Here is a 21,132-nt window from a genome sequence, read left to right as displayed (position 1 = left end):
ATACTGATGTATTTGTTACTCGGCGTATAGGGGCACATATTTTTGGAAGTAAGCTGAAAATGATAATTTCGGTATTATTCAAACCATACATGAAACGAAACTATGTATGAAATGGGGAATTGGCTAGAACCAATAAACTCCGGCCAACTTTTTAGAAATACCTCCTTTATATTATTAGACGGTAATTTCATTTATGGATCTTCTTATCCTGAACATTCAGTGCTATTCCATTAATTGAAATATACTCTATTAACTCCAAGTTTCAGGAAACAACGTATTATCATCCTGCGTCGCGGGATGATAATACATGCACCTTGAAGTACGACGCGTATAATTGCAGAAACTACTTCGTATTGAGCACAAGGCCAGTTTTCAACAAAATAATGGTAATCAGGCTGAGTTTCCTATTACACGAAACCCAGTCTGTTATTTTACTATCGCGTCAATTACGCTAAACCTGATTATGATTGCGCGCCAATGCAGCCACTAATTCATTTACTCCGTTTGTCACACGGCTAAACTTACTTTGTTCCTTGCGGGTCATCACCACAAACACCCCGATATTTTGTTCAGGGATCATCGCCATATAAGTATTGAACCCACCTCCGCCACCGGTTTTTTGATAAATACCGGGGATATTGTCTTTGGCACCCATATACACCCAACCAAGCCCGATGCCATCTGCTTTACCGGCCACATCCATTCCTCTGATTGAAGTTAGATCCGCACGTTTAAAATAAATGCCCTGTTCACGGCTGGCGGTCTGTTTCCTCAACTGATTCTGGGAAGATAAAAACTGCTGCATCCAGCGTTGCATATCTGCGGGGGTAGAATAAATTCCGCCACTGCCTGCGGCGGCAAGAGTATTCACGCAAGGGCTGGGCTTAATTCCCTCCATCAAACGGGAGCACTGGGATTGCGTAGGCGTCAGCGTGGTATCTTTCATGTGATAGGGGCGAGTAATTTCCTCTCTCAAAAGACGGGAATAAGACTCACCGGTGGCTTTGGAAAGCGCATCAGCCAATAAATCGTAAGCCAGATTAGAATATGACGCGGTCGTTCCGGGGATAGCATCCAGTGTTGCGGTTTTCAGCCAAGACCAGCGGTTGGATTGAGTCGGCCAAATAAACACGGGGCGCCCCCATTTTCCCCCCGGTTGTTCCCGTGGCAGCCCGCTGGTATGGCTTGCAAGGTGATACAGCCGGATTGGCTGACCAGAGCCATAATTTGGCACATTAATGCCGTGATACGTATACTTCTGCAACGGATCGGTAATCTTGATGCGTTCCTGTTGAGCCAGCTTAATCATAACTTCGCTGGTCATTAACTTGGTAATAGAAGCAATACGAATCAACGAATCTTGCCGGGGTTTAACCCCGCTTCCTGGATAAGTCTCCCCAAAACTGCGATGCACTACCTGATTATTATCGATCACCACCATTGCCATCCCTAAAGGACTACCTTCATCAAAGATGGATTGTGAATATTGATCGACCAACGCAAGAGCCATTCTTTTGATAGCGTCATTACCCTCAAAAACTTCCCACTTTTCAGGATGTGCGCTGAATTGCTGAGTTCTGCTCTGGTATGCATTGCCAGAATCCGCACAAGCTGAAAGCGCCCACGTCAGGGTGGAAACCGCACACAGTTTATATAGCCATTTTTTCATTTTTGAGTTAACCAATCAGGTAGCGTTTAATTGGGAGAAAAAGCCGTTATTTGTTTTTCTTAAAAATCGCCAAAATGGCACCGATAACCAGGCCCAACAGGATGCCTGTAAAAATCCAACTGATGATTGTCATGATAATTTCCCTCATTGCAGTGTATTGTTTGGAATTATATAAGGAGTTTGTAGGTTGTCTATTGGCAGAACAGAATAGTAAAAGCGAAACGTGCGCCGTTGAGGTGAAAAGTTGGGTGAGTTTTAAGCATAGATGATGAAAAAGTGGTGCAACTGATTCTTTTTTCAACGCTTGAACAAAATTGAAAGGATAAGTGTTGCGAATGCTCTTCTGACAGGTATAATCACTTCCGTTCTCCGAACCCTTCAGTGCCGAAGTGGCGAAATCGGTAGACGCAGTTGATTCAAAATCAACCGCCTTCGGGTGTGCCGGTTCGAGTCCGGCCTTCGGCACCATTCGTTAGTTTACTAACGTCTACCCAAGTCTACAAATTCCCTGAAAACCCTACCAAATCAAGATATTTCGTTATCCTGACGTCTATTGTAGTCCGTTGCAATCAACATGCAGCAAGGGGCATAATTAGGGGCACCTATACTTCGATTTTAAATGTGCCCCTAAAATGAAACTAAACGCCCGACAAATCGAGACTGCTAAGCCCAAAGAAAAAAACTATAAACTTGCCGATGGTGGTGGTTTGTATCTGGAAGTTACTCCACGCGGTTCTAAATATTGGCGAATGAAATATCGCCGTCCAACAGATAAAAAAGAAGATCGATTGGCTTTTGGTGTGTACCCGACGGTGTCCTTAGCTGATGCCCGAGCCAAACGAGACGAAGCTAAGAAATTACTTGCTCAAGGGATTAATCCCAAAGCCGAACAAAAAGAGGCACAATCCGAATCGGAGGGAATATTTACATTCGAGCATATTGCTCGCGAATGGCACGCGAGTAATAAACGGTGGAGTGAAGATCACAGTGGTCGGATTATGCGAAGCCTTGAACAGTACATATTCCCCCATATTGGCGCTCTTGATGTACGTACTTTGCGAACCAGCCAACTGTTAACTCCTATCAAAGCCGTTGATACTGATGGCAAACATGATATAGCTCAGCGTTTACAACAGCGTGTAACTGCCATTATGCGTTACGCAGTCCAAAATGACATTCTTGAATATAGCCCTGCCAATGATATGGCTGGCGCTCTCATCACAGTAAAATCTAAGCATCATCCTGCCCTACCTAATGAGTGTCTACCTGAGTTTTTGACTCGTCTTTCTTGTTACCGTGGGCGCTTACTTACTAAGATCGCGGTAGAACTAACTTTATTAACGTTTGTTCGTTCCAGTGAAATGAGATTTGCCCGTTGGGAAGAAATCGATCTTGAAAGGGGTGTTTGGCATATACCGGCGACACGAAAACCCATTGAAGGGGTTAAGCATTCCCAGCGCGGTATGAAAATGAAAACAGAACATATTGTGCCGCTGAGCCGCCAGGCTGTATCTCTGATTGAAAAATTACATGGTTTGAGTGGGGATAGTGAAGTGATGTTCCCCGGCGATCACGATCCAAAGAAAGTCATGAGTGAAAATACCGTAAATAATGCTTTGCGTACTATGGGCTATGACACTAAAACAGAAGTTTGTGGTCACGGATTCCGCACAATGGCACGTGGTGCTATGGGAGAATCTGGTCTATGGAGTGATGATGCAATCGAGCGCCAGTTAAGCCACATCGAAAGAAATAACGTCAGGGCGGCATATATTCACACGTCTAAACATTTGGATGAACGGCGGCTAATGGTGCAGTGGTGGGCTGATTACTTGGATGCAAATAGGGAAAAACATATAACACCATATGATTTTGCAAAAACCGTTTAGAATAGCAAAAAATGGATGGCAAAATCAGCAATCAATTATATTTTTTGGAAAAAGAATTAACCCTATTAATTTAATAAAAGTTCTTAAATAATCCTCCTGTCATCAAACAACGTCCACGATGAGCGCTCAAGGACTCGGTAACAGGAGAAAAAATATGACAATGACAGCACCGAAAGAAAATCTTATTCGTTTGCCGGAAGTTCAACGTAGAACGGGTTATAGCAAGGCGTGGATTTACAAATTGATTAGCAATGGAGAGTTTCCGAAACAAGTCAAACTCGGTTCTCGTTCAGTCGCGTTTATTGAATCAGAAATTGATAATTGGATTGCACAACGTATTGCAGGATCACGGGCAGCATAACACCTAAAAGAACATGACATAAAACACGTAATATAAAAAACAACGCCCCAGAGTGCGCGAACACAACCGGAGCGTCTGACCAACAACCGTTATACGAGGTAACGATGATGGCTGATATACAGCATACCCAAACTCACCCTAAATTTACATCTTCAGATAAGACAGCGCGTCAAAAAACACTCGACCTGATCCAAACCGTGAAAAAATCCGCCATGTATCATTGGGAAAATCTGCTGCCTGCCTGTGGTATTGATATTCCGGCAAAAGACAAACATGGTGCCTGCCCGATCTGCGGCGGTACTGACCGTTTTCACTTTATTGACGATCATCATCATGGCAACTGGCATTGTCGCCAGTGTGACACCCCAAATTATGGCGATGGGCTGGATTTGGTGGCAAAAACCAAAGGAATTTCGATCATTGAGGCAGCGAAAATCGTTGCGGATGTACTGGCATTACCTTTGCCCGAACCCAAACCAGCCAGAAAAACCATTCAAACAACTCAACCAATTGCTGAAAGAGTGGCAGCACTGATGGCGCAAACTGTTGTCGGACAATCGCCCTATCTGGCCGCAAAGGGACTGCATTGCCCTAATCAGGGATTATTGCCCGATAATTCAGCGGTGTTGCGACTCACAACACTGGACGGAAAAGTCACAGGGGCGCAGATCATCAAATCGAATGGCGAGAAAAAATTACTTACTGGTAGCCAGAAGAAAGGCGCGTTTATTGCTCTGTCAGCGCTGGAAGAACGTCCCGATACGGCCATCATTACCGAAGGTTACGCCACAGCACTCACGGTTAACCAACTCTGTAACGGCGCTGTTCTAGCAGCACTGGACGCAGGCAATCTGTTCTTCGTTGCTCAATCAGTCAGAGAACGCTGGCCGGACACGAAAATCATTCTTGCCGCCGATAACGACTGGCATCACCCCGGCGAACTGGATAAAAACGGTAAACCGAAAGTGAATACCGGCAAAATCTCGGCAGAAAAAGCGGCTATTGCGGTGAATGGCTGGATCACATTGCCACCGACAGAATATAAAGCCGATTGGGACGACTACCGCCAACAACACGGTGTAGAAACGGCAAAGCTGGCGTTTGCTCAGGGGCTTTATCAACCGGTATCAGCGACAAAAAAAGCAGTCATTCAGCCCAATGATGCCGAATCGTCAAAACTGACCTTATGTCAGATGGGAGCCAGCCAGCGCGGAGAAGTGTTACTGGCACGCTATGACGGCGATTTGGCTCTGGATGGCGCTTCGGAAACCGTTCATCACTATGATGGTATTGTCTGGTGTCCGGTCAGTAACCGCGATTTACAGCGAGAAATGGTGGCGGCTTTTATGGAAGAAAAAATGCCGTACTCACCGCATGGTATTAGTGCTGCCGTGGATGCCCTGAAATTACAGCTTCCCATGATGGACGCACCAGAGCGCCATTTAATCGGGTTCCGTAATGGCGTGTTTGACCTGAACATCGGCCAGTTCCGGCCGCATCACAAACATGACTGGCTGCTGCTTGCTAACGACGTTGAATTCAATTCCCCCGTTTCGGGGGAAACCCTGCAAAGCCATGCACCTCAGTTCTGGCGCTGGCTCAATCGAGCAACTGCTAATTGTGAAAGCAAAGCCGAAAGAGTACTGGCTGCGCTGTTTATGGTACTGGCAAACCGTTACGACTGGCAGTTGTTTCTGGAAGTCACCGGAGCTGGGGGCAGCGGCAAAAGTATCTTTGCTGAAATTTGTTCAATGCTGGCAGGCAAAGGCAATACCGTTTCCGCTAGTATGGCCGCACTGGAAAACCCACGGGATCGTGCGCTGATTGTCGGGTATTCGTTAATTATTCTGCCCGACCAGACCCGCTATGTGGGCGATGGCTCCGGTATCAAAGCCATTACAGGCGGGGATGAAGTCGCCATTGACCCGAAGCACAAACAGCCCTATTCAACCCGCATTCCGGCTGTGGTGCTGGCGGTGAACAATAACGCCATGAGTTTCAGTGATCGCAGTGGCGGAGTGTCGCGGCGTCGGGTGATTTTCAATTTTTCCGAAGTGGTGCCGGAAAATGAACGTGATCCGCTTCTCCGGGACAAAATTGCGGCAGAACTGCCGGTCATTATCCGGCAACTGCTTCATCGGTTTGCAGATCCACACACTGCTAGATGTCTATTGGCAGCGCAACAAAAATCTGGCGAGGCGCTAGATATAAAACGGGGTACAGATCCACTGGTCGATTTTTGCGGTTATCTGGTGGCTTCTCATGAAGCTGATGGCCTGCTAATCGGCAATGCGGAAATCGTGCCGTTCAATCCCCGTAAATACCTCTATCACGCCTACCTTGCCTATATGAAAGGCAACAACCTAAACAAGCCGGTTTCTGTGACCCGATTCGGTATGGATATGCCCGGTGCATTGGCCGAATACAGTCAGCATTACCTGCGCAAGAAAAGTAAACAAGGCATTCGCAGCAATCTGAACCTGAATATCGACACGGCTATCGAATGGATGCCCCAATTGGCAAGGGATAGCCTGCCAGAAGAATAATTTTTTTCACTTTAATTAGTTTTTTGGGAAAATATAAAAAAGTGTTCACTACTGTTCACTCTGTAATTTAAATCATATATATCAATATATTGAAGGGTGAACAGTTATTTTTAAACTGTTCACAAGTCTTCACCCCTGTTCACCTTTTTCAGATTTAAGGGTGAAGGGTTGAGTGAAGAGTGGTGATGAGTTTGCTTTCAAGTCATCACCCTCTAACGATATGAATTTAATTGAAAAAATTTAGAGGTGAACAGGGTGAACAGTTTTATTCCTAATTCTTTAATAGGGAGGGGGTTAAATAAAAATGATTTTTCTGGCGGGTATAGTATTTTTCAAGATCTCTGATTTATCTGGTTAATGTATTAGCCAGATAAATCAGAGAAGACAAGCGTAGCGCGTCAGTGTCGTGTTAAACAAGCCAAGATATTTATGTTCGGTGAAGTAAGAAGATCTTCCTAACTGGCAATTAATTTGAGGTTTTAAACCTAAGCTGCTCTAGATTCTGCTAATCCAGCGTAAAATCTTCGATAATGGCATCATTATATATATCGCCAAACGATATTGACGGGAGTTTTCAATAATTTCTCAACTGTATTGATAACTGACTGCAACCCTTCTTCCGTGTGGACAAGCTCCATTTCTCTGTCATTGCATATCAAGGCATAGCAACCGAACGCGCCACAGTTCTGGTAATCTAACTCAGGAAGCGATAGTGTTTGTCCACAACAAGGAACAGGCCATTTTGTATGGATTTTTCCCAGCCTTGATTCTTGATGCCAAATATAATCCATTTTTTCATTCCACCATTCTGTAATATTACTTTTACAGCATCGGCATGAAGGTATTCTAAAAAGTTCCATACCATGAAACAGTTCTATATCTTCACCAACATAATGCTCAATATAAGGTATCCCTGCAAAATGCCTCGCCGGCTTTCTTCTCAGTGTATTAATATATTCAGTTGTAGCATCCATTGCTGACGATTCTGGAATATAGGAAGGGTCTTTAGGTACGAACATTAAATAGGAGTCACTCATATTATTTCTCTTCGGCATTTATTGTATAAATTCAACATCAACTATGAGCTGATAAACTCATAGCTGATGACTACAACACGATATCAAGCGCAAAATCCGTTCTGGCTGGCGATCAATTTTGCACCACAGGCGGTTTGCATACCTTCCAATGCAATATTTTTTCCTTGATATTTTAAATTACTACTTCCTTCTACAATCGGAAAGGTTCCTTTGCATTTTGGGCAGGCGACTAAATCACCTTTAGCGGCAATAGGTACACCTTGATAAACATAACCATCGATAGCACTAATAACCTGACCACCATGATCTGTTATGTCGTTTAATCGAATAACCGCTTTGCCTGACATAGTTTATACCTCACTCAGCAACGGTAGTAACTGCAAATCCCGTAAGCAAATTTCGATATCATTGGCTTTATTGATATGCTCTTTATTTTCTATATCAAAGATTTCTTTTGTGGTGATAATTAATGTACCAATTTGGTCTTCCTTATCAGAGATAGATAAAATTTCTTCTGCCATTGACACTAAAGCTGGATCAATTTCTGTAGGTAAATATAGCATCCAACCTGCGCTTAAACGATCGGGAAATACTTGTTTTCCATATAATGAATATCCATTAATTTCAATCAGAACATAAGGTAGCGATCGATTTAAAACCAAGTTTTTAATAAATTCTATTAAACTTGATAATTTAAAATCTTTTTTATCAATATTTATATTAAGCGTTATTTCTGTTTGCCCTAACCGATCACGACGATAGTTCTGATATTGAATTGAGCTTTCATCATTTTCTCCATCCCAAATTCCTTTTATAAGTATGGGATTCTTTTCTGTATAACCTTTTTCAAATGCTTGTATCGCTTCTTCCGTTATTCCTTGGTCATTAAAAACAGTATGAAGTAAAGCCTCTTTGCGGCTATTTCCGGGTAAATACCACGTTTTATGCCGATTGAAAAATGTATTTAATTGTTGAGTAATGTTATGTAAATCTGCAAGAGCTATTTTTGGAGTTAATGGTTCTTTCCAATCAAAATATAATCTTATTTCTAATGATACAATAATCATATATTGTCCTATTAATCTATTGTTAAGGGGGTATGAAACACTTTAATGTTTGGAAATTTAGAAAATGCTCTTGCGTAATAAGCAAAACTTATTGGTTGTAAAAAATGCCAATGAGATGTTGGAATAGCGTTTAATGAAGAACATACCATTTGTTGTTTTTCTGCTTGAGACATCATAGAGAACTGCCCCTCCCACCATCCCATAGGTATACCGTTTTTAAAGAAATTATCATATTTAGCTTTAGCTTCGAGAAATAAACAATTAGAGGGTTGCCAACCATCAAAGCTTACACTTAAACAATTCCATGATTCAATCCTAGATAAATTTGCATCGTAAATTGTTTTACTTATTAGTGCTTGATAAGAAATAGCTAAAGCTGATCGGCCATTAGTGCTTTCCCAAACCATCATAACTTTCCCAATAGCGGGACATTCCTTACATTTAGTACGAGATGATGTGATTGCTTCCGTTTCGGCTTTTGCTTTGTCTTGTTCGTCGGATTTGTCTTTTGTTGCTTCATTGATTCCTACAGCCACGCCGGTGCCAATGGCTATTCCAGCAAGGGCTGTTAAAGTATATTCAGCCGCTGCCAAAATCGCAGGGCCAGCAAGAACTAAAGGTACTGGCATCTTAATGTTTCCTTTTCATTAAATTATCTAGTATTAACAGATAATCACGGTATTGCTGTTCTGGATTAGCACCGGCTTTCAACATATTTTTAATTTCAGGGGATGCATGATAATTGCGATTAAACGCCACAAAATAGAGGTAAGAGCGTATCAATTTCTCGTCTTTAAACCCCATATCAATCAAATCCAGATACGCGTCTTTTAGTCGTTTATGCAGGCTTTGTTCGCTTTCATCTCTGACTAATAATTCAGCATGTTCTGACTGAATTTGTTTTCGGACGTCAGTGATATAAGCTTCGTCTTCTGCATCAATAAATTTGCCGACCTGTTCCTGACTGAGTTTTATCATCGTTGTGCTCCTTTCACAGAATAAAACTGACCATTTAGCCAATATTCCCATTCATCAATCGATTGTGTGAATGCGGTTAGCTGTTCCTGGTTAAAAATATCTGGAATTTGATGCAGAATGCGCGGATCGTAAAAACGTAATAGGGCTGTTTCGCCGCTTTCCAATTGAACGTTCAAGTAGGGTTCGAAATGACGGGTCAGTGCATCCAACGACTGTGGCGTATACACCCATGAAACCGCAGGAAAAGTTTTTTCCAATGTTAAAAATTTTTCCATTAAGACCGTACCGTGTGTGATGTCAAACAGCCACGGCCCGGCAAAGGCGATCTCCGAATCCGGAAATTGACGAAACAGCGGATTATTCAACCCTGCAAGATAAGTTAATTCTTCATCAAAGAGGCGTTCATACTGTAAGCCATCAACCAACGCATACCTTTTTATATCAGGATGATTTTTTTGATATTCCTGCCATTTTTCCTGTGACACTGAAATCATGATTGCCCCCTGATAACCATGGCAGAACCGCCTAATGCAGCTTTCATCAAGCAACTAATACAAATTTTCTCTGGCGGGGTAACTAACACTTTTTCCGCTTGGACCACATTAATGGATGACAGTTTATCTAACATATCCGGTAATTTTCCGCCCCAACCTGAACCATTGCCCGGTGAACCACTCCCCATATTAACGGCAGCGCTGCTAGTAATCCCGCCTGCGTCAATTTTTAGAAAATGGCCAGCGGCTTGAATGGTCAATTCAGAACCGGCATCAATCACCACTTTAGTTCCAGAACTCAAATGAATTTCATTGCCACTTTGGGTTAACAGCGCATCGTCGGCTTTGATATGGAGCTTTTGCCCGGTTGACAGCGAAATATCATTGCCTGCCTGTACGCGATACTCATTATCGATACGTAAATGGGCGTCATTTTTAATATGGTGTGTCCGGTTATGACCCACATTGTGAGTTTCATCATTGAGTACCTGCGCTTTGATGTCTTTCTGCGCATGAATAAACACTTCTTCACTGCCTTTGGCATCATCAAAGCGCAGCTCATTGAAGCCTTCGCCCTTATGGGTTTTGGTTTTAAAGGTAGTACGGGTTTTGGCGGAGGGTAAATCCAGAGGCGGGCGGTTCAGGCCATTGTAGACACAACCAGTGACGATTGGACGATCAATATCGCCATTGAGGTAGGAAACAATCACTTCCTGCCCGATACGTGGGATTGCCATAAAACCGAAACCGTTACCGTTCCAGCCCTGTGCGACACGCACCCAACAGGAAGCACTGTCATCGGCTTTATCGTAACGGTTCCAGTGAAAATGCACTTTAATCGCCCCATCTTTGTTGACGAAGATTTCTTCACCTTCCGGCCCAACAACGGTGGCGCTTTCATCACCGTCTGCCAGTGGCTTGTAATGAAACGGCGGTCGCCAGTCGGCAAAACCGTCGATAAAGCTGAAATCGTTGCTGAGCGTGGTGCCTTCGCCGCTATTATCTCCCAATGCCTGTGGGCAACGCCCATGATGGCTGATTTCAATAACCTGCCAACGGGTATTGAGCGGGGTATGGGGGTGATTTTCGATTTCGAAGATTTTGCCCGGCCGCAGTTTGATGCAATTGCTCTGCCCATTACCCCGTTGCGTCTGGTTTTTCAGCGCTTCGTGGCGGTATTTCACGAACGGTTTGCCTTCAGCTTCCTGCTGGAAACGTCCGTAGCTCTCGTAAATGGTGTAGGGGGTGAGTGAGCCTAATGCCTGATATTCCGGGCTACTCTTCAATTGGTACACCGGAGAAAGTGGCCTGTCCGGGTTGTAATCTCGGTGAATACTGCGCTTAGGTGCCATGCCGACCCCAAGACGTACCTGATAAATCACATCCTGCCCGTGGGCGGTGTCAGGCTGAGGCTGGTATTGCAGCGGTAGATTGGCCGTCATCCCCAGATGGCTGTCACTGAAAAACAGCGTTTCATCTTCAAACCAAAAACTGATCCCTTCTTCGGCCGCCAGTCGGCAGAAGAAAGCATAGTCCGACTCCCGTTTCTGGGTGGTGTATTCCCGGCTGTGATGGGGATCTTCGAGTTGCGAATCGGCGCGAACATAGTGTTTTTTCAGTAACAGGTTTAGGATATCCGGCACATTCTGACGGTGGTAAATATGGCTGTCCTGATTGAGCGTCAGCCGCCAGAGGAAAGGGCGCACAGTGAAAGTATACAGCGTTTTGTTGCCATCCGTGCCGCACCAATCAGCATGGGAAATAATCCCGGTAATTTTCCGTTGTTCTGCCTCTCCGTAGAAAATTTGCAACACGGCTTCCTGCATCAACAGCGCGGTTAAATCGATTTCCGGCTTGGGTTTAAACGGGTTGGCAGGCAAAGATTGAACCAGTGTCAGATTCAGGGTGAAGAGGTCAGACAGCCCTTCCCGCAGAGTAAAGTCTGCCACGGCAAACGTTCCTTCGGGGAAATCGCCTATCCGGCAAAGAAAACGTAATCCACTTTTTTGCATGTCATCTCCTTGTTTTTATCAACATATCAACGTATTACATTTCACTGCGCCGCCCGGTACGCTGTCGGAATGTCCATAACGCCTGTTGTTCACCCTGTCGGTAAATGGTGAGCAGGATGAAATTATTCTGCACAATGAAACACGTCAGCAGTTCGTCGATCACCCGGCAGAACTGGTACATAATGCCGTCATTGTCATAACAGTCTGGATCAAGGGTGATATGCAGATAGTGGCCATTAATGGAACGCCCCTGCCCCTCTTTCGTGTTGTCAATACGTGCATCTGACCGGGCGTCAATTCGCACAATGCCGTTAATATGCTGCTGCATCCGGCGGCTCAGCATGCGATCATGATCCGCATAACAATCATACAGACGCAAAAATCCTTTCAGCGACTCAGTATTGAACAGCAAAAAAGGTGGACAGTTTAAAAAATCGATCAATGGCCAGTCTGATTTGCCCATCACCATGGGAGGAAAATCAGGCGATACCGCCGTGATATTACGGGCATGTAAATACGCTGGCACTGATGCCTGTGTGTGCGTAATTTCACCGACACCCAATTGCATGGCCTGAATATGGTAGCCAGAAACATGGGCGCACACCGTCTGGGGTGACAAATTGTTCGCCGCCGCGCCATCCATACCAATAAAGCGGATCTGGTTATGCAGACGTCCCAATAAATCGTCTGTGACCCATGACTGAAAGTAGACGTTATCAGGTTCCCCTTCATTCAGCAGCCAGTCACTTTTGGATTGAAATTGGTCAATCGGCAGGAAACAGCAGGGTTTGCCACGCGGTGCGCTGCCCTGTGCGGCTTTTTCACCGGGTTGCTTTGCTGCCTGAATACTTTCTGCACGGAAAAGCCGGATGGTGTCTACCAGCGCCAGCGGATAGTGAGCCTGATCCGACACCAGTGAAATAGGTTGGCTGACCATCGGCTCCAGATGAACCGCCGGCACACAACCAAGTTGAAATGCATCCCCCAGCGAATCCAGCGGCAATTCCCCGTTCAGGCGGATAATCAGCTCACAAGTATTATTCGGATTTAACTGCAACTCGCGGGGTTCCCTGATATCCAGCGTCATGAAACTGAACACATGAGGCAGACAGTAATATTCTGTCATTTGTTGCAGACGGGCAAAAGGCAGGTCTTCGGTGGGCAACAAGGTGTGTCGGAAGTTTTCACTCCAGCCCAGAAAATCACTGCTTCTGAGCCTGATTTCGCTTTCCGTTGTCTGCAGATAGACCTCCTCAATCTGCATATCCAGCCATAAACTTAACTGGGCGGCGCGGTTTGGGTCGGAACCCAAAAAGAAATGCAGTTTCCCGCCAGACCAGACTGGCTGGGCATTTCCCGTTTGCTGTAGCGTCAACACAATATCGCTGTATTCGCGGGTTTTTTGGATCTGTTTATCCAACACCACAAATGGCTCGATAGGCAAATCATAGCAGGTATGAAACTGTAGATTCTGTTCTCCCTCAGCGGCCGTTATAGGCGTATTTTCGGGAATATGGGCTGCCCCCTGATGCACGCCCTGATGGGGCGTGAACTGCATAATCGTGGTTGGAGGCACGGGACGCAGGGTATGCGGCCAGATACGGGCGAGTGTTTCATGGGACACTTCGGGGCAGGTATCATCAATTTTACTGCGCACACCGGAAGACAGCAGGGCAAAACCCTCCATAATCCGCATGATATCCGGATCATTGGGATGCTCCAGAAATTCGGCCAGATGGGGGCTTTCCACTGCGGTCAACTTCATTTTTTCGCGCAACCAAGCCAGCTCTTGCAGGTATAGAGATTCTTTATGGTTTTTCATGTCTCTCCTTTTTTGCGCAGATGTCCAAGTGAATAATCTATCGGCATTTCATTTGAAATATTTATGAATAAAAAACAATTGGACTAAATTTGGCTATGATACGCAATTATCCGTTAATTTAATTGATGGATTTCAATGTTTTTACGATTCAAGAAAAATCTTAAAAAACAATCGCAGTAATCATTTGACCCCTTTCACTTCAACCGATAACATCTTTGCTGACAATAACGATCCATCGCCTGTCAGGATCGCCTTCGGGTGGCGAAATAAATCTCCCGTAGCCTGAAAGGGAGAGCAAGTATTGCGGTACATCTGCGCACTTTTGGAAGCAGATATCGTTGGACAATAACCCATCGTCTGGCGATGAAAGTTATCCGGTTTCTGGATTCACCGGCTTATCATTCACGCAGAGCAGTCCCCTGCCACGTTTACCATCACAATTTACCCCTGCACGATCTTAATCCACACTTTGATTAACTCACGATAACGTCCCGAACACTGTGCGGCGTCACTTGCGTATGAGCTGCGCGATTACCAAGTGACGCCGCTAAGCGGCCAACGTCCAAAGCACGTCTGGCCTGCCTTTACGACTCATTTGAATCTTGTATTACTAGATGACAGCGCTTCTATGAGCACTTTTTCACCTCCATCGACCTATTCCGTTTATTTTTCACTCACTGCCTTGCAACAGGCCGATGCAGTAAAAAAAGGAGAAATCACACCACGTCACGATTAATGAGGCGTTCATCCTGAACTAATCAGGCACTGAACGGGGAGTATTTCATCGCCGTGCTGAGCACGTAGCGAACTCCTGCAAAAACTCAACACAACCCTCGCCTTGCTACACATTATCTGACGCACCACGGAATGGTGAACCTTACCGACACGCAGGGAATGTTTCGAAATAAGTAAAATGAGTCTGAAAACACAGGGGAAATACGGATAGCAAAGCGATCACGAACGAGAATAAACAACAAAGATTGATAGGCGTCCGTATTCTCCTCTGAGTTTGTGTGATAACAGAGGACAGGATTCGCTGTGCCTTGACCGACAAAAGAGTTTAACTCTCAGTTTGGTCGGGCTGGAATCAACTGAATTTAAAGTACACAAATAGTGTGCTAAGCGAGTTTATAGCCGTTCAACTTAGCCTTTCGGTTATTGAGTTAGATAAAACAATCCGTTAAAGTATTCCCGCCATTAGCAAAATCTAATGGTCAAGGTTTAGCAGCCTTGTCACTCATAGACACTGGCAGAAATTTTGCCAGTGTGCCTGTTATCGCCCTTTCAATGGCGGTTCAGGCAGGGGAGACGTAAGTCTCGCTGGTATGAGTGCCAGTCTGCTAACCCTGCTTGAATCGCCACCATCAATATTCATTAATGGAAAGGGGTAGCAGGAATGATTGAAATTAAAAAAGACTGGCATCAGGCCGACATTATCGCCGCATTACGTAAACGTGGTACTACCTTAGCGGCAGTCTCTCGTGAAGCGGGACTGAGTTCTTCTACACTGGCAAATGCATTCAGCCGTCCGTGGCCGAAAGGCGAATGGATAATCGCGAATTTTCTAGGCATTCATCCTTCAGAAATCTGGCCTAGCCGTTATTTTGATATTAATGGCCAACTAATTGAACGTAAGGTTCGCGATAAACCACAGAAATAACCTTCTCCCCAATTTGTGATCTACTTCGTGAAAAGAATAAATTTTTATATAAAGCCTGTGACTGAAATGGTGTTTGTAATTTAACCATATTGGAGTCTTATGGCTTTTTTATTTCACGACGCGGTAATTTATAAAATAATGTATAAAATTCTTCCATATCAAATAGATGAACAAGTTAGAGGGATAAAGTTATCTGGGGGCATTAAAAGGGGCATTAAAGGATTTAACGATTTTAAAATTGTTTAAATTCATATTGTTATTGTAGTTTGCGAGTCCGGCCTTCGCACCATAAAACAAGACGCAAAATGAAGCGTCTTTTTTTATGTCTGAAATTCAGTACCTGCAAGTTTTTTCCTCACTTTTTTATTCAATTTAAGCCAATTTGATTCTATCTACATCAATTTTCTAATGTGGGCACAAGTGCCGGTATATTCTGATTTGATAATGTTTGTGTCATACAGAACCCTTGAAAGGGAATGCATCATGGTTTTGAGTGATGTAAAAGTTCGTACAGTTAAGCCTGAAGCAAAAAATTATAAGCTTACTGATGGTGAAGGCATGGTGTTGCTGGTTCACCCCTAACGGCTCGAAATATTGATGCTATGTTATCACTCTGGCGGTAAAGAGAATATGCTGTCGTGGTGGGAGGATTATCTAGATGCGAATCGGGAAAAGGTAGCGAGTCCGTGTGATTTTGCTAAAAATAGTTTAAAAATGTTGAAATAGTTTTGATGATCTATCTCGGTATTTTAATTGCGCATTTGTGAATATTTGATTATTTAGTGTTATCAGACTTATATCAATATTTGAAAGTGTCATTACCTCTATAATTGTGATGCAGTTTACAGCTATTCTCTAACTACTTCTTTAGTCTTGCGTTATGAACCATAACGAAAACATCCAGATATGGATATTTTTCAAGAATGAAGAGTTAAATGGAAATGATGAATTTTGATGAAGTAATTACTCATCTACATAAAAATTCTAGGCCATATTCTCTACTTATGGGAAATGGTTTTAGTATGGCTTATGATAATAAGATATTTTCATATAATGCGCTCTATAATTTTTTGACATCAAGAGATGATTCATTAATAAACAAACTGTTTGATGTCATAAAAACAAAAAATTTTGAACTGGTAATGCAGCAATTAGATACAACATTAGCCTTGTTAGAGGCTTTTGGTTCGGATAATAAATTACAGGAAAAAATTATCTTAGCAAGTAAAAAATTGAAAGAGGGATTGCTAAGCTCAATACATCAACTTCACCCAGAACATGTATATAAGATACCAGAAAAAAAGATAATTGCTTGCGCTGAATTTTTGAATTTATTTATTAAAAGCGGTGGGCATATATTCTCTACTAACTATGACATGTTGTTGTACTGGACCCTTATGCGACAGCATGTTGAAAATGCTATTGATGGATTTGGCCGAGAGATAGAAAATCTTGATGAAGTTCTTCGTGGTAAAACACCTGAATATTCTGATCTTGTTTGGGGACCCAATATAGATAACCAGAACATTCATTATTTACATGGTGCTTTACATATTTTTGACTCTGGGGTTGATATTGAAAAAGAACAATATGATCAGAGTAATTTTCTAATAGAGAAAATTAAAAAAAGACTCGACAGAGGGAGTTATCCAATATTTGTAACGGCCGGTAATGGCGATGAGAAACTTAGCCATATTAGGCACAATAGATATCTGTCTTATTGTTTTGATAAATTATCATCATTAGATGGTTCTTTGATTACTTTCGGTTTTAACTTTGGTGAGTATGATGAGCATATCATTGAAGCAATCAATAAAGCTACCCATGCTCAAAATAAAACTCCGCCAAAATTATGGAGTGTTTATATTGGAGTTTATTCTGATAAGGATGCGGAACATATACATTCAATACAATCAAAATTTCACGCAAAAGTTAAGATTTTCGATGCAAAAACAGTTAATGTTTGGGGTAACTAATTGACATACTGTAGTGGCGTTATTGGGAAATTCAATTTTTATGAGGGAAAGGAGTGTGTGGCATTTGATCGTTATTAACGTGTTAATTGTGAACATACACTTGATTAATCTTTTAAACGGGTACCTCTGAGTACCCGTTTAGGATATCGTTTTATCTTACTGACCCAATAATCTAAACAGTACTGATGTCAGCCAGTATCTTGCTGTACAGTATCATTGAGATAGCGAAAGCGAATGGACTTATGCTCCTACGATTAACTTGCCTTGGGTGAATTACAAATTTTTTGGTAATACATTAAGAACCTTTTGAAAAATGAGGGATAAAGTGGAATTGCCATAGAATGAACGGACAAACCAACATGAATTTGAGTTCTTGTTCATGATTATTCCAATGTTCCATCTGGTATGTTAACAACATCACTTAAGAGTTCATCCGGTTGTGTAAAAATAAACTGCTTTAAAAACTGATCAATGCGAATATTGAGCTTAAATGGAGGTATAGTTACGCCGTCTTGTTTTTCAAAATAGACCTTGGCTTTTGCTTTATCTACTGTTTCTTTTAGTGCATCGAAGCGACCAAAATCGTTGAGGTTTTTCTCATTAACACTATCAGCCATTAATGCTTTGAGCCGTTCTTTATCTAAACCAAGAGCATTAACAACGGCGTTTAATTGCACGTTTTCTGCATTATCTTTGTAGGTGTTGATGTAGTCTCTGAAAGTATAGCCTTCAATTAACTGTGCATCGCCGCGCTGCAAGTCGTGTAAGAAGAGCTTGGCGTACTTTTGCTCGCTTTGGGTGAGCGAGGCAAATGACTTGTGCAACTCATTTAATGTAGTTTCAATGCTCGTAAAGTCTTGGTGTTTGTTCAGCTCTTTTAAATATTTATCAAAGCGGCTGTTCATGTAGTCGGCATCGATTTTGCCGGTATCTATTTCAGTTAAATAACCACTGATATCAAACGGCACATCGCCGCCACCTGCGCTATCGCCATCACCTTTGGCTACTAACTCTTTGTAACGCAGGACTAGGCTCAAGTAGGTTTGTTCGTCTATAGCCAGCGTTACCTTATGTCCATCATCATTTTCAGTAAATGAATAGACCGACTGTTCCCAATGCAAACCTTGTACTTTAGCTGCTTCTAGGTGCTGGCTAAAGGTGTTAAATAATTTGGCAAATTGGGCACAGACTTCTATATCGTCTGGCAGTTTTTCAAAATTCTCGACACCGGCGCTGACAAACAGCTCGGTAATATCTGCCACTAATTCATTCATGGCTTCAAGATTGCTTTCCAACCTATCAACAAATAAGCCGATAGGTCTGTCGCCGGAATAGAGTTTTACCGCATCGTTAATGTGCTGCTCCATGGTGTGTGGATAGCGGTAATAACGGATGATGCCGTGGGGTTTGTCGGGGCCAAACAAGCGATTGGTGCGTGAGAACGCTTGAATAATATTTTGATATTTAATCACCTTATCTAAATACAAGGTATTAAGCCATTTAGAGTCAAAGCCAGTGAGCATTTGAGCCACCACAATCAGTAAATCTAATTGCTTTGAAGGCTCGGTATGAATGCGTTCGTAGGGCTTTTTATGGGCAAGTCGTGCCGCTAAATCTTTTTTAAAGGCCGCATGGCGGGCAAAATCAAAATCTTGGCCGTAACGCGTATTATAGTCGGCCATAATTTCATTTAGGCCATCGCCTTTAAAGGTGGGGCCTCGGTCACCACTACCGTCGTTATCAATATTCGAGTCAAATAGAGCCGATACTTTCAGTTCAGGTTTGGCGGCTTTTAAACGGCGGTAATAGTCAATGGCTTCGGCAATGCTGTCAGTGGCCAAAATGGCGTGGAATTTATTGTCTTGGCTGAGTACATCCCATTTATCTAAGATGTCACTGACGACTTTTTCCTGGTGGGTAGCCGTTAAATATTGGCTTTTAGGTACATAGTCTTCAATTCCTTTGTGATATTTACCCGTGGCATCTTTGTAGCCTGCCATAGGTACATCTTTTATAAAGTGATTAAACTTTTTCTTTTTGGCTGGATCCGCCATCGCATCAGCAACCGAATCAGCCTTGGCTTGTTCTAATGCAACTTCTTTTCTTAAGTCACTATCTCTAAAAGTAGGCACTTTGTAAGGATCAAAACCCAAAACGTTACCATCACGTATACCATCTGCTATGCTATAGCGATGCAACTCGTTACCAAAAACATCAGCGGTAGTATTGCGATTGATTTTATTTTCATCATGAATTGGTGTACCGGTAAAGCCAAAAAAGAGTGCCTTAGGGAATGTTTTTTTAATGCTTACCAACATGCCTAGCTTATTTTCTTTGCCTCCACTCATCGTCGAGCGATGTGCTTCATCAATAATAAATACCAGGCGCTTAGCTCGGATTTTTTCTATGTCAGCTGAATTTGTTGCTGTTCCCTCATCATCAGCTTCTTCAAAAATATTACTCATTTTTTGAATGGAGCTAACAATTAACGTATCGGCAGGTGTACTGCTTTTTAATTTGGTAATGAGTACATGAGTATTTTCGGTGGCTTGTACGTCTTCGCCATCACCAGCAAAATTGCGATATTCCGCGAGCGACTGAGTACCCAGCTCAATCCTGTCCATTAAAAAAATCACTTTATCGGCATCTTTCGATTGTGCAATCAACTGTGCCGATTTAAAACTGGTCATGGTTTTACCCGAACCCGTGGTATGCCACACATAACCACCAAGGCGATCGGGGTTATTGGCGGCGCTGCCCAATTGCTGCCAGTTGGTTTTGGCCACTTTGTCAGATATCGCATTAGCGGCGTAATACTGATAACTGCGCATCACTTTAAGCACGCCGTCTGTATCGTCGGCAACGGTATAAAAGCCAATCAACTGGTGCGCCATGGGGATAGAAAGTAAGGTAGAGGCGATGTCTTTCCAATGGTTCATGGGTTCGTTATTAAAATCGGCCCAGTTAAATTGATAGTCTGGGTTAAATTTGCCATCTAGCCCAGGATTGGCAAAGTATTTAGCCTCGTTTGGTTCCATGGCCACAAATACCTGGATAAGCGAAAATAGGCCGCTAAATACGCTCTCTTTACTGTATTTTTCAATTTGGTTCACCGCTTGGCTAACTGGAATGCCACTGCGCTTTAACTCTACATGGATCACCGGCATACCGTTAATCAGTAACAACACATCACCTCGTCTGTCGTTACGCAAAGGGCTTCCGCGTTCAAATTTAGGCTGCTGTACAATTTGGTAACGGCTTTGACCTGCAGCAATTTCCTGACGATCGTATATTTTTAAGCTGACTTCTTTGCCCATATGCAAAGTATCGGCTGGGTTATCGCGCTTAATGGCCACAGTTTTGCCATTAATTAAGCCGTTGAGCTTGAGCGGTGTTTTAAGTTCTTTGATTTGCTCAATAATTTGCTGCATTTCAGTCGCGGTAAGCGGGACATCGTTTAAGCGATCCCGCTGGCGATTATTTTCAAACAAAATGGATGCCCAATTTTGTAGCAAATCCGCTTCAGTTTTGTTTTTGAGTATTTCCGGCTCCCAACCTTTGTTGGTGAGTACCTCAATAAAGGCCTGCTCAAATTGCGCTTCGTTTTTGAAGGTGATCATG

At 43.1% G+C, this 21,132-nt stretch carries 16 protein-coding genes, 1 tRNA gene and 1 pseudogene; 7 read left to right on the top strand and 11 right to left on the bottom strand.

Going from position 1 to position 21,132, the window contains the following annotated elements; translation table 11 throughout:
* Window positions 1-451: 451 nt before the first annotated feature.
* Window positions 452-1,669, bottom strand: a complete 1,218-nt coding sequence (gene ampH, locus BM100_RS03880; protein ID WP_092508130.1) for a D-alanyl-D-alanine-carboxypeptidase/endopeptidase AmpH — start codon at window positions 1,667-1,669, stop codon at window positions 452-454.
* 383 nt (window positions 1,670-2,052) lie between these two features.
* On the opposite strand from ampH, the gene BM100_RS03875 reads away from it, so the two are divergent.
* The 4 genes from BM100_RS03875 (at window position 2,053) to BM100_RS03860 (ending at window position 6,465) form a co-directional block, all read left to right on the top strand.
* Window positions 2,053-2,137, top strand: a tRNA-Leu gene (locus BM100_RS03875).
* Between the two features lie 164 nt (window positions 2,138-2,301).
* Window positions 2,302-3,558 carry a tyrosine-type recombinase/integrase gene (locus BM100_RS03870; protein WP_092508128.1) on the top strand — a complete coding sequence of 419 codons (1,257 nt, stop codon included), beginning with the start codon at window positions 2,302-2,304 and terminating at the stop codon, window positions 3,556-3,558.
* 154 nt (window positions 3,559-3,712) lie between these two features.
* A complete protein-coding gene (locus tag BM100_RS03865) occupies window positions 3,713-3,919 on the top strand; it encodes a helix-turn-helix transcriptional regulator (protein WP_038240319.1) in 207 nt (68 codons plus the stop codon).
* A gap of 107 nt (window positions 3,920-4,026) precedes the next feature.
* Entirely contained in the window at window positions 4,027-6,465 is a 2,439-nt protein-coding gene (locus tag BM100_RS03860; protein ID WP_092508126.1) for a toprim domain-containing protein, read from the top strand.
* A gap of 539 nt (window positions 6,466-7,004) precedes the next feature.
* On the opposite strand, the gene BM100_RS03855 is transcribed toward BM100_RS03860, so the two are convergent.
* The 9 genes from BM100_RS03855 to BM100_RS23790 form a co-directional block, all read right to left on the bottom strand.
* Window positions 7,005-7,502, bottom strand: coding sequence for a hypothetical protein (locus BM100_RS03855; RefSeq protein WP_092508124.1), 498 nt, complete (start codon window positions 7,500-7,502; stop codon window positions 7,005-7,007).
* Between the two features lie 83 nt (window positions 7,503-7,585).
* Complete coding sequence (locus BM100_RS03850) at window positions 7,586-7,849, bottom strand: PAAR domain-containing protein (protein WP_092508122.1); 264 nt, start codon at window positions 7,847-7,849, stop codon at window positions 7,586-7,588.
* Window positions 7,850-7,852: 3 nt separating this feature from the next.
* Complete coding sequence (locus BM100_RS03845) at window positions 7,853-8,569, bottom strand: Imm52 family immunity protein (protein ID WP_092508120.1); 717 nt, start codon at window positions 8,567-8,569, stop codon at window positions 7,853-7,855.
* Window positions 8,570-8,580: 11 nt separating this feature from the next.
* Window positions 8,581-9,198, bottom strand: a complete 618-nt coding sequence (locus BM100_RS03840; protein WP_092508118.1) for a restriction endonuclease fold toxin 5 domain-containing protein — start codon at window positions 9,196-9,198, stop codon at window positions 8,581-8,583.
* A gap of 1 nt (window position 9,199) precedes the next feature.
* Window positions 9,200-9,547, bottom strand: coding sequence for a hypothetical protein (locus BM100_RS03835; RefSeq protein ID WP_092508116.1), 348 nt, complete (start codon window positions 9,545-9,547; stop codon window positions 9,200-9,202).
* Entirely contained in the window at window positions 9,544-10,041 is a 498-nt protein-coding gene (locus BM100_RS03830; protein ID WP_092508114.1) for a DUF4123 domain-containing protein, read from the bottom strand. The genes BM100_RS03835 and BM100_RS03830 overlap by 4 nt, the downstream gene beginning before the upstream one ends.
* Window positions 10,038-12,053, bottom strand: a complete 2,016-nt coding sequence (gene tssI, locus BM100_RS03825; protein ID WP_092508112.1) for a type VI secretion system tip protein TssI/VgrG — start codon at window positions 12,051-12,053, stop codon at window positions 10,038-10,040. The genes BM100_RS03830 and tssI overlap by 4 nt, the downstream gene beginning before the upstream one ends.
* A 34-nt stretch (window positions 12,054-12,087) precedes the next feature.
* Window positions 12,088-13,875 (bottom strand): type VI secretion system baseplate subunit TssF, encoded by a 1,788-nt coding sequence (locus BM100_RS03820; protein WP_092508110.1) that lies wholly within the window; start codon window positions 13,873-13,875, stop codon window positions 12,088-12,090.
* Between the two features lie 180 nt (window positions 13,876-14,055).
* Window positions 14,056-14,187 (bottom strand): hypothetical protein, encoded by a 132-nt coding sequence (locus BM100_RS23790; RefSeq protein WP_255296583.1) that lies wholly within the window; start codon window positions 14,185-14,187, stop codon window positions 14,056-14,058.
* Window positions 14,188-15,271: 1,084 nt separating this feature from the next.
* Between BM100_RS23790 and BM100_RS03815 the strand changes: the two genes are divergently transcribed.
* From BM100_RS03815 to BM100_RS03805, 3 genes and pseudogenes are all read left to right on the top strand, one after another.
* Window positions 15,272-15,535, top strand: a complete 264-nt coding sequence (locus BM100_RS03815) for a helix-turn-helix domain-containing protein (protein ID WP_092508108.1) — start codon at window positions 15,272-15,274, stop codon at window positions 15,533-15,535.
* Window positions 15,536-16,018: 483 nt separating this feature from the next.
* Window positions 16,019-16,174, top strand: a pseudogene (locus tag BM100_RS24020) (Arm DNA-binding domain-containing protein); the annotation flags it as partial.
* Between the two features lie 296 nt (window positions 16,175-16,470).
* Window positions 16,471-17,511 (top strand): DUF4917 family protein, encoded by a 1,041-nt coding sequence (locus tag BM100_RS03805; protein WP_092508106.1) that lies wholly within the window; start codon window positions 16,471-16,473, stop codon window positions 17,509-17,511.
* A 383-nt stretch (window positions 17,512-17,894) separates the two neighbouring features.
* Here the strand turns inward: BM100_RS03805 and BM100_RS03800 are convergent, their stop codons facing one another.
* Complete coding sequence (locus BM100_RS03800) at window positions 17,895-21,131, bottom strand: type I restriction endonuclease subunit R (RefSeq protein WP_092508104.1); 3,237 nt, start codon at window positions 21,129-21,131, stop codon at window positions 17,895-17,897.
* Window position 21,132 lies beyond the last annotated feature (1 nt).

It is taken from the genome of Xenorhabdus mauleonii (assembly GCF_900113945.1).
GTDB classification, from domain to species: domain Bacteria; phylum Pseudomonadota; class Gammaproteobacteria; order Enterobacterales; family Enterobacteriaceae; genus Xenorhabdus; species Xenorhabdus mauleonii.
The sequence above is the reverse complement of the archived record's forward strand: the minus strand, read 5'-3'. Positions and strand labels throughout refer to the sequence as shown.

Bases quoted from the DNA above. Each gene is read 5' to 3' on its own strand.
- BM100_RS03845 (WP_092508120.1), bottom strand. From the start codon at position 8,569: ATGATTATTGTATCATTAGAAATAAGATTATATTTTGATTGGAAAGAA.
- BM100_RS03820 (WP_092508110.1), bottom strand. From the start codon at position 13,875: ATGAAAAACCATAAAGAATCTCTATACCTGCAAGAGCTGGCTTGGTTG.
- BM100_RS03870 (WP_092508128.1), top strand. From the start codon at position 2,302: ATGAAACTAAACGCCCGACAAATCGAGACTGCTAAGCCCAAAGAAAAA.
- BM100_RS03865 (WP_038240319.1), top strand. From the start codon at position 3,713: ATGACAATGACAGCACCGAAAGAAAATCTTATTCGTTTGCCGGAAGTT.
- BM100_RS03835 (WP_092508116.1), bottom strand. From the start codon at position 9,547: ATGATAAAACTCAGTCAGGAACAGGTCGGCAAATTTATTGATGCAGAA.
- BM100_RS03855 (WP_092508124.1), bottom strand. From the start codon at position 7,502: ATGAGTGACTCCTATTTAATGTTCGTACCTAAAGACCCTTCCTATATT.
- ampH (WP_092508130.1), bottom strand. From the start codon at position 1,669: ATGAAAAAATGGCTATATAAACTGTGTGCGGTTTCCACCCTGACGTGG.
- BM100_RS23790 (WP_255296583.1), bottom strand. From the start codon at position 14,187: ATGTACCGCAATACTTGCTCTCCCTTTCAGGCTACGGGAGATTTATTT.
- BM100_RS03850 (WP_092508122.1), bottom strand. From the start codon at position 7,849: ATGTCAGGCAAAGCGGTTATTCGATTAAACGACATAACAGATCATGGT.
- BM100_RS03805 (WP_092508106.1), top strand. From the start codon at position 16,471: ATGGAAATGATGAATTTTGATGAAGTAATTACTCATCTACATAAAAAT.
- BM100_RS03840 (WP_092508118.1), bottom strand. From the start codon at position 9,198: ATGCCAGTACCTTTAGTTCTTGCTGGCCCTGCGATTTTGGCAGCGGCT.
- BM100_RS03830 (WP_092508114.1), bottom strand. From the start codon at position 10,041: ATGATTTCAGTGTCACAGGAAAAATGGCAGGAATATCAAAAAAATCAT.
- tssI (WP_092508112.1), bottom strand. From the start codon at position 12,053: ATGCAAAAAAGTGGATTACGTTTTCTTTGCCGGATAGGCGATTTCCCC.
- BM100_RS03815 (WP_092508108.1), top strand. From the start codon at position 15,272: ATGATTGAAATTAAAAAAGACTGGCATCAGGCCGACATTATCGCCGCA.
- BM100_RS03860 (WP_092508126.1), top strand. From the start codon at position 4,027: ATGGCTGATATACAGCATACCCAAACTCACCCTAAATTTACATCTTCA.
- BM100_RS03800 (WP_092508104.1), bottom strand. From the start codon at position 21,131: ATGATCACCTTCAAAAACGAAGCGCAATTTGAGCAGGCCTTTATTGAG.